The sequence below is a fragment of the Streptomyces sp. NBC_00885 genome (assembly GCF_045207475.1).
Lineage (GTDB): Bacteria > Actinomycetota > Actinomycetes > Streptomycetales > Streptomycetaceae > Streptomyces.
This window is the reverse complement of sequence record NZ_CP108796.1, coordinates 8522653-8536965: the sequence shown is the minus strand read 5'-3', so window position 1 is coordinate 8536965 and position 14313 is coordinate 8522653. Positions and strand designations below refer to the sequence as shown.

General features: G+C 69.6%; 13 protein-coding genes and 1 pseudogene. 6 read left to right on the top strand and 8 right to left on the bottom strand.

Going from position 1 to position 14313, the window contains the following annotated elements:
- Positions 1–97 precede the first annotated feature (97 nt).
- Complete coding sequence (locus OHA61_RS38775; RefSeq protein ID WP_406307081.1) at positions 98–1327, bottom strand: MFS transporter; 1230 nt, start codon at positions 1325–1327, stop codon at positions 98–100.
- 98 nt (positions 1328–1425) lie between these two features.
- Between OHA61_RS38775 and OHA61_RS38770 the strand changes: the two genes are divergently transcribed.
- Positions 1426–2511 carry a DUF5937 family protein gene (locus OHA61_RS38770; RefSeq protein ID WP_406307080.1) on the top strand — a complete coding sequence of 362 codons (1086 nt, stop codon included), beginning with the start codon at positions 1426–1428 and terminating at the stop codon, positions 2509–2511.
- Between the two features lie 213 nt (positions 2512–2724).
- Here OHA61_RS38770 and OHA61_RS38765 read toward each other — a convergent pair whose 3' ends face one another.
- Positions 2725–2856, bottom strand: coding sequence for a hypothetical protein (locus OHA61_RS38765; RefSeq protein ID WP_406307079.1), 132 nt, complete (start codon positions 2854–2856; stop codon positions 2725–2727).
- 339 nt (positions 2857–3195) lie between these two features.
- On the opposite strand from OHA61_RS38765, the gene nsrR reads away from it, so the two are divergent.
- The 5 genes and pseudogenes from nsrR (at position 3196) to OHA61_RS38740 (ending at position 6257) form a co-directional block, all read left to right on the top strand.
- Complete coding sequence (gene nsrR / locus OHA61_RS38760) at positions 3196–3636, top strand: nitric oxide-sensing transcriptional repressor NsrR (protein WP_406307078.1); 441 nt, start codon at positions 3196–3198, stop codon at positions 3634–3636.
- 72 nt (positions 3637–3708) lie between these two features.
- Entirely contained in the window at positions 3709–4929 is a 1221-nt protein-coding gene (locus OHA61_RS38755) for a globin domain-containing protein (RefSeq protein WP_406307077.1), read from the top strand.
- A 132-nt stretch (positions 4930–5061) separates the two neighbouring features.
- Positions 5062–5284: pseudogene (locus OHA61_RS38750) on the top strand (cation transporter); the annotation flags it as partial.
- 116 nt (positions 5285–5400) lie between these two features.
- Positions 5401–5838 (top strand): hypothetical protein, encoded by a 438-nt coding sequence (locus OHA61_RS38745; protein WP_406307076.1) that lies wholly within the window; start codon positions 5401–5403, stop codon positions 5836–5838.
- The gene (locus OHA61_RS38740) at positions 5835–6257 is read left to right on the top strand and encodes a spore germination protein GerW family protein (protein ID WP_406307075.1); all 423 of its coding nucleotides are present in this window, start codon (positions 5835–5837) and stop codon (positions 6255–6257) included. Before OHA61_RS38745 ends, OHA61_RS38740 begins: the two co-directional genes overlap by 4 nt.
- Here OHA61_RS38740 and OHA61_RS38735 read toward each other — a convergent pair.
- From OHA61_RS38735 to OHA61_RS38710, 6 genes are all read right to left on the bottom strand, one after another.
- The gene (locus OHA61_RS38735; RefSeq protein WP_406307615.1) at positions 6235–6558 is read right to left on the bottom strand and encodes a helix-turn-helix domain-containing protein; all 324 of its coding nucleotides are present in this window, start codon (positions 6556–6558) and stop codon (positions 6235–6237) included. The genes OHA61_RS38740 and OHA61_RS38735 overlap by 23 nt on opposite strands.
- 44 nt (positions 6559–6602) lie before the next feature.
- Positions 6603–7364: a polysaccharide deacetylase family protein gene (locus tag OHA61_RS38730; RefSeq protein ID WP_406307074.1), complete on the bottom strand. Its 762-nt coding sequence runs from the start codon at positions 7362–7364 to the stop codon at positions 6603–6605.
- A gap of 271 nt (positions 7365–7635) precedes the next feature.
- The gene (locus tag OHA61_RS38725; RefSeq protein WP_406307073.1) at positions 7636–9960 is read right to left on the bottom strand and encodes an ABC transporter permease; all 2325 of its coding nucleotides are present in this window, start codon (positions 9958–9960) and stop codon (positions 7636–7638) included.
- Positions 9957–10643 (bottom strand): ABC transporter ATP-binding protein, encoded by a 687-nt coding sequence (locus OHA61_RS38720; protein ID WP_406307072.1) that lies wholly within the window; start codon positions 10641–10643, stop codon positions 9957–9959. Before OHA61_RS38720 ends, OHA61_RS38725 begins: the two co-directional genes overlap by 4 nt.
- Entirely contained in the window at positions 10640–11164 is a 525-nt protein-coding gene (locus tag OHA61_RS38715) for a PadR family transcriptional regulator (protein ID WP_361916874.1), read from the bottom strand. The genes OHA61_RS38720 and OHA61_RS38715 overlap by 4 nt, the downstream gene beginning before the upstream one ends.
- A gap of 228 nt (positions 11165–11392) precedes the next feature.
- On the bottom strand, positions 11393–13798 hold the full coding sequence (locus OHA61_RS38710) for an immune inhibitor A domain-containing protein (protein ID WP_406307071.1): 2406 nt from the start codon (positions 13796–13798) through the stop codon (positions 11393–11395).
- Positions 13799–14313: the final 515 nt, after the last annotated feature.

Sequence of the window (14313 nt, the reverse complement as noted above, 5' to 3'; positions counted from 1 at the left end):
GACTCCCAGACCCCCGCCCGCTCCGAACAAGAAGCCGGAGAACGTCCGCCGCTAATTCAAACCGTCGCCAGCGGCGATTGCCGAGCTCACGAGCCTGCTAACGCCCGGCGACGCAACCACTGAGCCGCGTTCCTTGATCCTTCTCGGCGGCAACGGCGGAGGCGGAGAGGAGTGTTGCGCCGGCGAGGCTGCCCCAGAGGGCGGCCGAGCCGTGGGGTGCAAGAGCGGTGATGACCGCCGGGGACACGGCGAGGCCGAAGCCCGTGGAGAGCTCGAAGCGGGCGAGGGCGCGTCCCAGCACATGGGCCGGGGCGAGGGCGGTGACGAGCGCGGTGGCGCTTCCGGCATAGATGATCTCACCGATAGTGCAGACCACGGACACCGTGGCAACGGCCGGGGCACCCCAGCCGTGTCCCAGCGAGGTGGCCGCGAGGAAGCCGAGATAGGACGCGGCGAGTACCACGCCGGCGAGAGCCAGCACGGTCCGCCGGGAGAAGCGGGACATCAGGACGGTGACCGGAACCTGCAGGGTGACCACCAGCACCGTGTTGGCGACGAAGATGGCTGCCGACCACACCGGGGATGCGTGCAACTGTGTCACCAGGACCAGAGGGAGCGCGATTTCAGGGACGTTGAGGCAGAAGACGTAGACCACGTTGGCGGCCAGCAGCGCGCGCATCCGAGGTGCGGGCCCGTCGGTCCTGTCCTTGGCCGGGGCAGCGGCCGGATGCGCGCGCAGGTGGACGGACCATGCCAAGGCCGCCGCAGCGAGATAGGCGAGCCCGGTGACGGCTGCCAGCGCCTGCAGTGCGGTGGTGCCGCCCGCCAGGCATGCGGTGGCGAGAAGTGCGCCCACGCCCAGGCCGGCGTTGCGCAGGGCGCGGCCTCCCGCGAGAGCGACGTCGCGTTCCCGGCCGTGGGCGACCGTGGCCACGAGAGCTGCGTGGGCGGCCGGCCATGCCTGGTTGCCCATGCCGAGGAAGAGCACCGCCGTCGCGAACAGCCAGACGTGCCCAGCCGGGGTGGCCAGCAGCAGCGCCACACCCAGCACCCGCACCAGCATCGACGCCGCCACGACCGTGCTGCGTGCGCCCCGGTCCAGCCATCGGCCCACAGCGGGCATGCACACCAGACCCACGACGACACCGACCGTCATGGCGATGCCGGTTGCCGGCGCGGACAGCCTCAGTACCGTCACCCCGTAGAGCAGCAGAAAGGGCCGAAGCAGGCCGGTGCCGAGCGCGTCCACGGCCAGGGCGACGGCATAGCGGGGGCCTCCGGAGGCACGGACGAGGGCGCGGGGCTGGAACTTGGTGGTGGTTGCCATGGCGTCAACGTGCTTTCGGCCGCCGGGCTGGGCACGTCGGTTGACTGACACCGTCAACCGACGCCGTCGCCGGCCATCCGCTCAGGGATGCTGTGGGGATGACGTTGAGGATCGACATCAGCGGCCTGCCGTCCGAGCGACTGCGCTTCGCCGCCTCCCCGCTGGCCGAGCTGACCGCGATGCTGCACGTGCTGGCCGAACCCGGGCATCATCCGCAGCTCGCCGGCTGGGCCGGGGACGTCTGGGCCGGTCTGCGGCCGGAGTTGGCCGAGCGGTTGCGGGAGGCGGAGTTTCTCTGGCGCTCCTCACAAGCCGACTTCCTGATCCCCGCCCGACCTCGGCCGACCCTCGCCGAGGAGTTGGACGACGTGGACCAGATCGACGACGAAACGTATGTGACCGCCGCGCTCGTCACCACGTGCGGCAGCAACCGGGTCCACTTCGGCGCGCCGTCGCCACTCACCGACGCGACTGCGCGCGGGCGGGCCCTGGACCTGGCCCAAGCCCGCGGCGCGCGGCAAGAGGCCTTCGCGGAACGGCTGCTCATGGACCCGGCCGCCGTGCGGGCACGGGTGCGCCACACCCTCGCACAGTGCGCCGAGGCCTTCTTCGACGCCGCTTGGGCGGGCGTCGCCGTGCAGCTCGCCACCGACCTGCGCCTGAAGAACGACCTGCTGAAGCGCCAGGGCATCGGGGCGGCACTCGCATCGGTCTCCGGCTCAGTCACCCTGGCACCGGACGGCGACTGCATCATCGTGGACAAGCTGCAGGACAAGGCGACCACCGCCCACGGCACCGGGGTCACCTTCATCCCCAGTGTCTTCGGCCGCCCGCACCTGGTGGCGGTCCACGCGCCGGGGTGGCAGCCGGTGGTGCAGTACCCCGTGGCCGAGCCGAGTCCATCAGAGCCCGTACCGCTGGAAACGGTCACCCTCAGACTGGAGGCACTCGCACATCCGGTACGGCTGCGACTGCTGCGCACCCTGGCCCGCGGCCCGCACACCACCCGTGAGCTGGCCCACGCCTGGGAACTGTCACCCCCGGAGGTTTCCCGCCACCTCGCTGTCCTCCGCCGCGCGGGCCTGCTCACGGCCCGGCGGCACGGTCGCTATGTTCGCTACACCCTCAATCTGCCCGATCTGGCGGCGCTGGGGGGCGACTTGCTGGCGGCCGTCCTACGCTGAGGAGCTTCGGCCTGCCAGGACGCGGGCGACCGCCGCCTTCGCAGCGCCGTCCGACTCGGCAGGCCGCCGAGCTGTACCCGCGCGACCGCCTGCTGCCCTCGGACAGCGCAGTGGCTGCACGGCCGAAGCTGACGAGTTGGCGGAGGTCGTCCGCAGGACCTTGTGAATCAAGGGGCCGTCTTCAAAGAGATCACGTTTGTCAAACGTGACGCCTCACCCATGCGTCATGCCGGACGCACGGCTGCTGTTGAGCAGCGAGATACCCTCCTCGATCGCGATCACGGCCTCGCGCTGGTCGATGCGGGCAATGGCTCGCTGGTGAACTGCGCCGACTTCAATGGGCATGTGTGGACCTGGAACCCGATGCTGCGGGATGTGTGGCAGAAACGGCCGCTGACCTATGGCCTCGCCGAGGACCCGCTCGCCGCCCAGAACCCCGACGCTGAGAACGACACCCGCTCTTCGGCCTCGCTGCAGGCCGGCCGGGACGCGCGTTCGACGGTGGTGGCACCTCTGCCACCCGTGCCGAGGCTCGCGGTACTCGAAATCAGCGCGGGTATCCGGAGCCGCGGGTACGCCGGAGCGGGGACCAACGCCGTAAGCCGCCCCACCCGTGACGCACTCCACACGGTCACGGCGACTCTAAATAGGAATTCAGTATGCGTATTTGATAGCGTCCAGGCTGTGCGACTGACAAAGTTCACCGACCTGGCACTGCGTTCCGTCATGCGCCTGGCGGTCTCCGACGACGGCGACCCTCTGACCACACGCGAAGTGGCAGCGGCCATGGACGTTCGATACACCCACGTAGCGAAGGCGATCACACGCCTCCAGCACCTGGGCGTAGTGGAAGCCCGGCGTGGCCGAGGCGGCGGACTGGCGCTCACAAGCCTCGGCCGGCGCGCCTCGGTCGGCTGGCTGGTACGGGAGCTCGAGGGCGAGGACGAGGTCGTCGCCTGCGACGACCCGCCTTGCCCGCTACGCGGAGCCTGCCGCCTGCGACGTGCACTGCGCGACGCCCAGGAGACGTTCTATGCCGCCCTCGACCCGCTGACCGTGACCGACCTGGTGGCTTCCCCCACCGGACCGGTACTCGTCGGACTCGTCGGCCGCCCACAGGAGTAGCAGACGCACACCCAGGGGGTCAGTCCCCCGCACGCTTAAATACGCAGATCGCATACCGATTAAGGAGTCACTGTGCTCTCCGAGCAGTCCACCCCCGTTGTCCGGGCGACGCTCCCGTTGGTCGGCGCCGCCGTTGGGGACATCACCGAGCTGTTCTACAAGAAGCTGTTCGATGCCCACCCGGAGCTGCTGCGGGACCTGTTCAACCGGGGCAACCAAGCCAACGGGGATCAGCAGCGGGCGCTGGCTGGATCCATCGCGGCGTTCGCGGGCATGCTGCTGGAGACCCCCGACGCCCGCCCGGACGCGATGCTCGCCCGGATCGCGCACAAGCACGCTTCCCTCGGCATCACCTCCGCCCAGTACAAGGTCGTCCACCACCACCTCTTCGAGGCGATAGCCGATGTGCTGGGCGACGCCGTCACCTCCGAGGTCGCCTCTGCATGGGACGAGGTCTACTGGCTGATGGCCAACGCGCTGATCGCCATCGAGGCCGGTCTCTACCAGCAGACCGGCCTCGATGGCGACACTTGGCACAGCATGGAGATCACCGAGCGGCGCCAGGAGACGTCCGACGTCGTCTCGTTGATTCTGCGGCGCGCCGACGGCCGCCCCACGGAGCCCTTCCGGCCCGGGCAGTACATCAGTGTCCAGGTCGAGCTGCCCGATGGCGCCAGGCAGATCCGCCAGTACAGCCTGTCCGCCGCCCCGGGCCACCCGCACTGGCGAATCACCGTCAAGCGCCTCCGGGACGATGTGAATCCGGACGGTGAGGTCTCGTCCTGGCTCCACGAGCACGCCCAGCCAGGGGACAGTCTCACCGTGTCCGCCCCGTTCGGCGACCTGGTCCTGCCGGAGGGCGACGGCCCGCTGCTCCTGGCGTCCGCCGGTATCGGAAGCACGCCCATGCTTGCCATGCTCGACCATCTCGCCTCCACCGGCTCGACCCGCCCGGTGACCGTCGTTCACGCAGACCGATCCCCCGCCGACCACGCGCACCGCGACGAGCAACGCACCCTGGCTCGGGCGCTCCCGAACGCCCAGCTCCACCTGTGGTACGAGGAGCCCTGCGACCATGCGCCGGAGGCATCGACCGGCCGGGCCGATGTCACCAGCCTGGAACTCCGCCCTGCATTGACCGCCTACTTGTGCGGCCCCCTCCCCTTCATGCGCGCGGTCCGCGGCGACCTACTGCGTCTCGGCGTACCCGCCGAAATGATCCACTACGAGGTGTTCGGACCGGACCTCTGGCTGGGGCGACCAGGCCGCATCCGCCGAGACTGCCTGAAATAACACAAAAGGCCAACCAGCGCCCCCGTGCCCGGCAGCGTCTCTGCTGCCTGGCTGCGTGACGAGCGGTCGTGCGCCAAGCAGCACCCCTCGGTTGTGCTGGGCGAGTGGCGATGACGGCTTCGACGCGTACGGCTCATGTGCACCTGCCTCTCCGCCGTCCTCCTGGTCGGCCTGGTGCTCAACGCCACCCTCGGCTGGTCCTGGGCCGACCCGATCGCTGCCTTGGTCATCGCCGCCATCGCGCTCAGGGAGGGCCGCGACGCCTGGCAGGGCAAGGGCCGCTGCAGTGGTGCCGTCTGCCGACCCGGAGACGGACGCGTGCGGATGCCGGCCCGGCTGCGACTGCTGCCGATGAACACACCCGCCGCAGCGACGGAGCCCCAAGCCCCCGCCCGCACGGGACCCCGTTCGGGAACGGCCAGGCCGGACGGCGCGGGCGCGCACGGCAGGCAGGTGCGGGAGCCTGGAGACATGGACATCGAGATCCTTCTCGTGCCCGGCTGCCCGAACGAGACGCTCGCGGCCGAGCGGCTGCGCTGCGCGCTCGACACGTCGGGGTTGAGCAGTATCGGATTCACCACCCGCATCGTGACCGGCCAGGCCGAAGCCGAGCGGATCGGCTTCACCGGCTCCCCGACCATCCTCATTGACGGCCGCGACCCGTTCGCCGAGCCCGCGCACACCCCCGGGCTGTCCTGCCGGATGTACCGGACCGCGGACGGCCTCGCCGGCGCCCCCGACGCCGGCCAACTCCACGAGGCGCTCCGGGCCGCCGCCGCCATCACCACAGCCGGTCTCACCCTCACCACGGTGGAGAAGTTCGCCTTCCCCGATACGAAACTCCCTTCCCCAGCCGCCACCCACATCCTCGGCACAGCGAAACGCCCCCATACGGGAGACAGCACATGACGAGCACAGCAGGCGAAGACAGTCCCGTCCCCCTGGCCGACCTCAGCGCCGCCCACGCCTCCGTCACCCTTCTGGAGCGCCTGGCCGACAAACTCGGCGCACGGGCCTCCGTGACCGCCGTCTACGGCGAACCCATTACTCGCGACGGCATCACCGTCATTCCGGTCGCCAGGGTCGGCTTCGGCTTCGGCGGTGGCGTCGGACGGGAAATGGGCGCCGCCAAAACCGGTGAGGGCGGAGGCGGAGGCGGCGGAGTCGAGGCCCGGCCGCTCGGCTACATCGAGATCACCGACGGCAAAGCCACCTACAAGCCGATCCGCGACCCATGGACGGACATCGTCCTTCCGCTGGCGGCCCTGCTGGCCGGATCGGCACTTCCCCGAGTCGTCAGGATGATCAGGCGCCGCGAACACCGCTGACAGTCAGCCATGCCTTAGCAAGTTTTTGACATCCCTGTTCGTCGGAGTCGGCGGCCTGGATGGTGGGGGCTATGGCACCTGGCGGGGCGGTCCGGCGGTATTGCCAGGAGTGTGGGGTACGCCATAGCCGAACGTTGCAGGTGACACGGGTGTCCCCCTTCCCGGCAGAGGGGTGCGACCGGTTGTCCATTGTCGTGGGCAGGCTGTTGCAGCGAAGTTCGCGACTGATCGTCGAGGGCACTCGCTCCAGCCGCTCGGCTGTCTTGCGCACACCCAGGCCGCGTTCGCGCGGTGTGGCGATCCGCCGCCTCGACCGTGCCCGCTCGGCATGTTCCCCAGTGGCTCTCAGGGGCGGTACACCTCACCGGGGTTGGCCTTGCCGGGCGCGAGCAGCTCGGGCACGGTGACGAATGTGTAGCCGCGATTCTTCAGCTCGTCGATGATTCCGGGGACGGCGGGCACGGTTCCGTCGTAGATGTCGTGCAGCAGGATGATGCCGTCGCGCCCGGCCTGGTCGAGGATCCGTTTTCTGATGAGCTCGGAGTCGGTGGTGGAGTAGTCCTTGGCGGTGGCGCTCCACAGGACCTGGGCGAGGCCGAGCTCCCGGCTGACGCTGGTGACGTCGTCGTCGGTTCGGCCCTGCGGTGGGCGCATCAGGGTGGGGCGGCTGCCGGTGATCTTGGCGATGGCTTCTTGCGTACGGGAGAGCTCGTTGCGTATCCCATCGGCGTCGAGTTCGTCGAGCCGATGGTGCGACCAGGTGTGATTGGCTACTTCATGGCCCTCGGCGGCGATACGCCGCACGACGTCGGGCTGTTTGACCACGTGGTTCTCGCCGAGCAGGAAGAAGGTCGCGTGAACCTGCTTCTCTTTCAGCGAGTCGAGCAGCTTCGGGGTGTCCTTGCCGGGCCCGGCGTCGAAGGTCAGGGCTATGCACTTGACCTTCGCGCAGTCGGTGCCTCCCGCGGCTGACAGGGACAGCGATTCCGCAGCCGATGCGCTGTCGCGGGCGGCCGAAGGCGACGTGGGCTCCATCGAGCAGCCGCCGATTGCCAGCGCGAGTGCTGCGACGGCGGTGACCGTGAACTTCTTCCTGTATTCGGGCATGCCGGAATTACCCCTTGATGGTCGTGAGTGGTGGTCATCGGCCTGCATACGCCGATGCATGCATGTGATGTACGCCGGTCCTTGCGGAGCGGCGCATCACCTTCCCGATCGCTGACGGGCCGTTGGATTGCTGCCGTCGGGGAGCATGGAACCCGTCACCGTAGGTCATCTCGGCGGACAGCCGAGCGTGTTCGAGGGGTTCGCGGTCGCGCTCCGGGAGGCCCTGGCGGACCTCCCGGAGCAGATGCTGACCTACCGGGATCCGCCGACGTCACTCCGTCCGCAGCCCGTCCGGGCGCATCAGGCGCCACAGTGGCGGCAGGCTGAGCAGTGTCACCAGCAGTACGACCCCGGCTCCGACCCCGGCCATCGCGGCGACCGGCACCCAGTCGACGGTCACCCGGACGCTCGCCATCTTCAGCAGCACCGTGCCGAGGGCCACGCCCACGGCCGACGAGAGCAGCAGTGCGAGGGCGACCGGTACGGCGGTCTGCCAGAGAACCGACATACTCAAGGTCGAGCGGCGGGTGCCGAAGGCGACGAGCGCGGACAGGAGTTTCCTGCGTTCGCGTAGCTGCTCGAGCTGGGAGACGAGCAGGCTGACCCCGATCAGCAGCAGTACACAGGTCGCTCCGATGAACAGTCCGGTGCGGATCGACGTGAAGCGGTGGGACTGCTCGGTGGCCTGGAGGTGGGACAGGGACAGCGTCGGATCGGCCTTGCGGACGGCTGTCCGGGCCCGCTCGGCGGCCTGCGGCACGGACGGGTCCAGCCGGATGTAGATGACCGCCGCCTGGCCTCGGCCGAGGCCCTTTGGTGCCGCTTTCGTAGTCGCGAGGATGCCGCTGCGTTGCAGACCCTGAGGGTCACGCCGGCTCTTGGCCTCCTTCGCGGATGCCGGCAGGGTCCATGCGACGGGTTCTGGGCCGCTGCCGTCGCTCGTGTTTCCGGCGTAGATCTTCCGGCCGGGTTTCACCACCGCCGCGGTGGAGTCGTCGTCCCAGCCGCCGCGCAGCACGAACGTATCGCCGTCCTTGCAGGAGGGCAGGTGTGCCACCTCGCGCAGCGCGTCGCAGCTGCCCATGGTGAGTTTGGCGGTCGTCCTCCACTCCGCCGGGGAGGTGGCGAGGTGAGTCTCGCTCAGGGCGATCGCCTCGGCGACGCCCTTGGTGCCGCCGATCTCGCGGGCGATGGCGTCGGCGCGGCCGGCGGCGGCGTCGCCGACTCCTGCGCCGGCGGAGATCGCGGCGCGCGAGGGGTCGTTGCCCGTGTTCCTGCTGTACATGCCTTCGACGCCCGTGAACATCATCTGCAGGGCGATCGCGCCGGCGACCGCGACAGCGATGCCGTTGACCAGTCGTGCCGCGGCAGCGCTGCTCATCTGGAGCCGTCGGACGGCCAGTTGCCACGAGACCGGGCCGCCGCCGAGCCGACAGGCCACGCCCTCCACCAGCCAGGGCAGCAGGGCAGTGATCCCGACCAGCAGCATCACCACGCCGGTGCTCACCTGCCAGCGGCTGAACCCCGGATTCTCGTTGCCCATGCCGATCATCGGATAGAGCAGTGCGAGCCCTCCCACGGGCAGCAGCAGCCGCCACCACATCCGTCGCCGTGACGGTTTCGCTGCACGGACCACCCCCAGCGGCTCGATCACCACACCCCGCATGGCCAGCAGCGTCACGGCGACCGCGACGGCGGGCACGGCCAGTGCGACAAGGGCGGCAAGTGCCGGGGACGGATCGAGATCGCCGGGGAACACGCTCATCCCGTACAGCTCGATCACGGACGCCGACTGGCGTGCCGCGGCGAAGAACCCGGCCCCGAAGATCAGCCCGGCAAGTGCTCCGGCGAGTGCCTCGCCCGCCGCGATCCGGCGGGTCATCCTGCCGTCGGCGCCGACCAGGCGCAGCGCGGCGAGTCTGCGGTCGCGCCGCTCACCGCCGAAGCGCACCGCGGCGGCGATGAACACGGCCACCGGCGTCAGCAGGGCGACGAAGACCAGGACGATCAGCAGGGCGAGGACGGCATCCATCGTCTCGGGTTCGGCGGAGTTGCCGAAGCCGGTGACCAGCTCTCCGCCGAGCTGTTTGAGCGTGTTGCTGCCCTCGTAGTAGGCGAGTTCATCCGGGCCGAGCAGGCCCTCGTCGCCGATGACCGTGGTGACCTTCGCGTCCAGCCGCTCGCGCAGCAGGGTCCCGTCGTCCGACTTCAGCAGCTGGTCAAGGGCCGGGGAGACGGCCATCTCACCGGGGGCGGGGAACGCTCCCAGGCCCGGCGGCAGCGGTGCGTCGGAGCCCTGCGGCATCAGCAGCATGCCGTGGATGTCCTCGCCGCCGAAACGGGTGTCGGCCTCCCCCACGAGCAGCGAGTTGTCCCCCGCCGTTTCGCCCGCCGACGCCGTCTGCACGCTGCGGGCGTCACCGCGCAGATCGCGCGCGGCGAGGGCGCTGGGGATTGCGGTGGTGACCAGCAGCAGTGCCACGCCCAGGCCGACGCCGAGACCGGTGAGCAGGGTGCGGGTCCAGCCCTCCCGGCCGCCGCTGACAGCGAACCTGGCTCCCATGAGCAGATCGCGCGCCCAGACGCGGGCGGTCATATGGCGCGCTCCATGTCCCGGGACCTGCCGTCGCGTACGACGATCTCGCGGTCCGAGTACGCGGCGACGCGGGCCTCGTGGGTGACGAGGACGACGGCGGCGTTCGTGGACCGGGCGGCCTCCGTGAGCAGCTCCATCACGCGCTCGCCGTTGAGGGAGTCGAGCGCGCCGGTCGGCTCGTCGGCGAACAGCACCCGCGGGCCGGTGACCAGTGCGCGGGCCACGGCGACGCGCTGGCCCTGGCCGCCGGAGACCTCACCGGGGCGCTTGGCGGCGAGGTCGTCGACCTCCAGGCGTTCCATCTGCTTCAGGGCGGTGTGCTCGGCCTCCTTGCGCTTGGTGCCGTTCAGCCGCAGCGGCAGCGCCACGTTCTCGACGCAGGTCAGTTCGGGCACGAGCTGACCGAACTGGAAGACGAAGCCGAACTCGCTGCGGCGCAGCGCACTGCGCTCCGCGTCGTTCATCGCCGACAGCTCACGGCCGTCGTAGGTGATGGTGCCCGAGTCGGGGGTGACGATCCCGGCGAGGCAGTGCAGCAGCGTCGACTTGCCGGAGCCGGAGGGGCCCATGACGGCGACGACCTCGCCGGGGTGGATGGAGAACTCGGCACCGTCCAGCGCGTTGGTGGGCCCGTAGGCCTTGCGGAGTTCGTCCGCGACGAGCAGGGAGCCGGCGGGGGTCATGCGGTCACCGCCTTCGCGAGCTGGTCGAGGCGGGCGGCGGCCAGCTCCAGCCAGCGCAGGTCGGCCTCCAGGTGGAAGAGCGCGTGGTCGCAGATGAGTTGGTCGGCGAGGTCGCCGCGGCGCTTGCGGTCGGTGAGGATGCGCATCAGCCGCAGATGCTCCGAGCGCTGTGTGTCGAGCAGTTCGGCTGCGCTGCGGCCGGTGAGCAGGGCGAGGACGACCTTGGTGTAGAGGGTCGACTGGAGGTACGGCTCCGGCTTCTCGGGCGTGGCGAGCCACTGGGCGACGTCGGTGATGCCGGCTTCGGTGATCGCGTACCGCTTGCGCTCGGGGCCGCCTCCCGCCTCTATCCCGTCGACCTCGACGAGGCCGTTCTTCAGCAGGCGCGACATCGTCGAATAGACCTGTCCGTAGTGGAGCGGGCGGTCGTGGCCGAACTTCTCGTCGAAGGCGCGCTTCAGGTCGTAACCGTGGCGGGGTCCGGACTCCAGGAGCCCGAGGAGCGTGTGACCGATTGACATGACGGGAACTATACACACCATGTATACGCGATGTGTATACGCACTGTGTAGTGTTGATCTGGGGGCCGTCCGTGCAGGTCAGAGTCTTCACGGTATCCCCGCAGTCGGGCGACGGGCTCCCGACGGAGTCCCCTGGGACCTGCTCGGCCGGACCGCGGGCACCGCCTGCCACCTCGTCAGGTCGTGCGTCGTGAGGGGCGGTGCCCGCGGCGGCCGGACCGATCGCCGTCAGCCGTCGGAGGGTTCGACCCGCAGGACGACGTGGTGGCCGTCGCCGGCCTCGTTCAGGACGGTGATCCTGGTATTGGTGTTCGGCACGATCACGCCGCTGGTGGGGTTGGCCGGGTCGTAGTAGTGGTCACCGTGGCGGTCGTCGAAGACCGCCACACCGGGCGCCGTGGGCACACGCAGCTCGACGCCGTTGCGGTGCAGGGTGAAGGCGTCGGTCGGCCGGAGGCCGAAGGGGGAGTCGAAGGTCTGGATCAGGTTGGTCAGCAGCGTACCGTCGGGCCAGCGCAGCGGCGCCGGGTGGGCATCGACGGGCAGGATCTGGCCGTGGCCGGGGTGCTGGCCGACGTTGTTGTCCGGCTGGGAGGTGTCCCACAGCGAGATGAGCAGGCCGTTGTGGAAGGGGTAGTGCTCCACCCACCGCGGGCGGGTGGTGCGCCAGCCGAAGTTGTACGGGCCCGTCTGCAGGGCGGTGTCATAGGAGACGTACTGGCGGTTCTCGGCGATGTAGTACTGCGGGTACCGGCTGATGAATGCCTCGCCGATACGCGAGAAGCCCCTCGCGGTCCAGCCGTTGTCGCCCCCCTCGACGTCGTCGGAGAGCAGCGTGGCGCCGTCGGCGGTGACGGTGATGGCGTCGGCGGCGAAGCCCTTGCCCTGGACGGCTTCGTCGGTGGCGTAGCGGAACCTGACGTCGATCTTCTGGCCGGCGTAGGCGGTCAGGTCGTAGGCCAGGTTCTTGTAGGCGCCGCCGGTGCCCGTCAGGGCGGGCCTGCCGGCGCCGTCGTGGCCGATGGACGCGCCGTCGGCGGTGCCGTTAAGAGCGGTCCAGGTGGTGCCGCCGTCTGTGGAAGCCTCGGTGTAGAGGAAGTCCCAGTCCTGCTCGATGTCCCACCAGCCCTTGAGGGTGAGGGCCGCGGCGGCCTTCCCGGTGAGGTCGAGGGGGCGGGTGAGGGTGGTGGTCAGCTTGTCGCCCATGCCCGACCACCACTGCCTGCCGCCCTGGGCGGGGGTGGTGATGGGGGTAGCGACCTGCTTGTCGGGCAGGTCGACGACCAGGGCCTGCGGGTCCTTGCTGTTGAACTCGGCATAGCCGAGCTTGTAGGTGCCCTCGGTCGCGGCCTTGGCGGTGGCATAGTCGAGCCAGCCCAGCTGCAGCTTGTCCCATGCGTTCATGTCGCCGGGCAGGTCGCCGATGACGCCCTTGCCTCGGCCTAGCCAGGAGCCCTGCGACATCACGCTCCAGGAGCCGGAGGAGGATTCGCCGGTGCCGCTGGTGTCGTAGTGGTCGGGCAGGCCGAGGTCGTGGCCGTACTCGTGGGCGTAGATGCCGAGGCCGCCGTTCTCGGGCTGCATTGTGTAGTCGCCGACCCAGAGGCCGGTGTCACCGATGGGGGTGCCGCCGCCCTTGTTGCCCTCCGGACCGGTCCTGCCGGCGTTCTGTCCATAGACGTAACTGCGATGGGCCCAGATGGCGTTGCTCCCCTGGGCGCCGCCGCCGGCGGACTGGTCCTCACCGGCGTGGACGATCTGGAAGTGGTCGATGTAGCCGTCGGGCTCGTTGAAGTCGCCGTCGCCGTCGTAGTCGTTGCGGTCCCACTGGTCGTAGGAGGCGAGGTCGGCCTTGATCTGCTGGTCGGTACGGCCCTTGGCCTTCTGGTCGGCCACCCAGGCGTTGACGGCGTCGCGGACCAGGTCCTGGGCGTTGTCGCAGATGCGGGCGCCGCAGAAGTCGGAGCCGTAGCGGGCCTCGTTGTAGGGGATCTTCACCCAGTCGACGACCGAGCCGTCCACGGAGTAGCGGCCCGAAGACTGCCGCTCGTAGTACTTGGCCACCGACTCCTTGTCGGGGTCGTGCGAAAAGTACAGGTCCTGGAAGTGGTCGCGGTCGTAGTCGGCCTGCCAGGCGGTGGAGTTGTCCATTGCCGGGTCCGGCTGCGTGATCTGGTTGTGCGCCGGGCCGGGCTCGCCGCCGTACTTGACCACCGCCGGCTTGGGGCCGGCGCCGTCCGGGTCGTAGGTGGTCGTGTTGTCGACCGTGTCACCGAACTCGGTGAGGATGACGAATATTCTGTCGGTCTTCTCGCGACCGAGCTCGGCGTACTTGCCCTTGCCCAGGCGCACGACCTGGGAGGCGCCGCGCTTCCGGACGGAAGCCTTGCCGGAGAGCACCTGCTCGAGGGCTTCTTTGCGCTGAGCCCGGTTCTTCTTGGTGAAGGGCCCAGGCAGGTCGTGCTCGTCGGGGCCGACGTCCGCGCGGGGATGGGCTGTGGCGGCCACGGCGTCGACAGCGGGGTCGGCGGGGTCGGCATCGGCCTTCGAGGGCACGGCGGCCAGGGCAAATCCGGCCAGCATGGCCGTCGCGGCGAGCAAGGTAATGGACGGACTGGGACGTCTCTGATGCATCAAAGCAGCCTCCTAATGTGATGTGTGACATTGCACAGCACGGGAACGGCAAAGAACAAGACCTGGGGCGCGTCTGAGAACTGAGCTCCTGGCCACCCCACATGCCGTGATGATCTCGGTGTGGGGCACGGGGATCCGGGTTACCCACCGTGCTCGCGCCGGCGCTGCGCGGCGGGGCCCGGACGGGTGCGGCGAGGGCGAGCGGCACGGAAAACTCCACCCGCCTGGGGTGACCCGGCACCGTGAATTAGTTGGGGATGCGCAATGCTCAAGCGCGCACGCTGCGAATCGTCGAAGAAGCATTGAAAATCGGGGACGGCACGCTGCGGCTGATCGTCTTCATGGGAGCGGCCACCCGCGCCGCACTCACCCTCGGTGGTGGCGCCTGGCTCGCGGTCTGCTGTAGCGGTGCTGAGGCGCGATCCAGATTTTTCGGAGTTCGGCGGTCTGAGGATGTCGAGAACGTGCCACCGGCTCCGTCCCAGGGACATCAGCAGCCACCACCGGCCGCACGA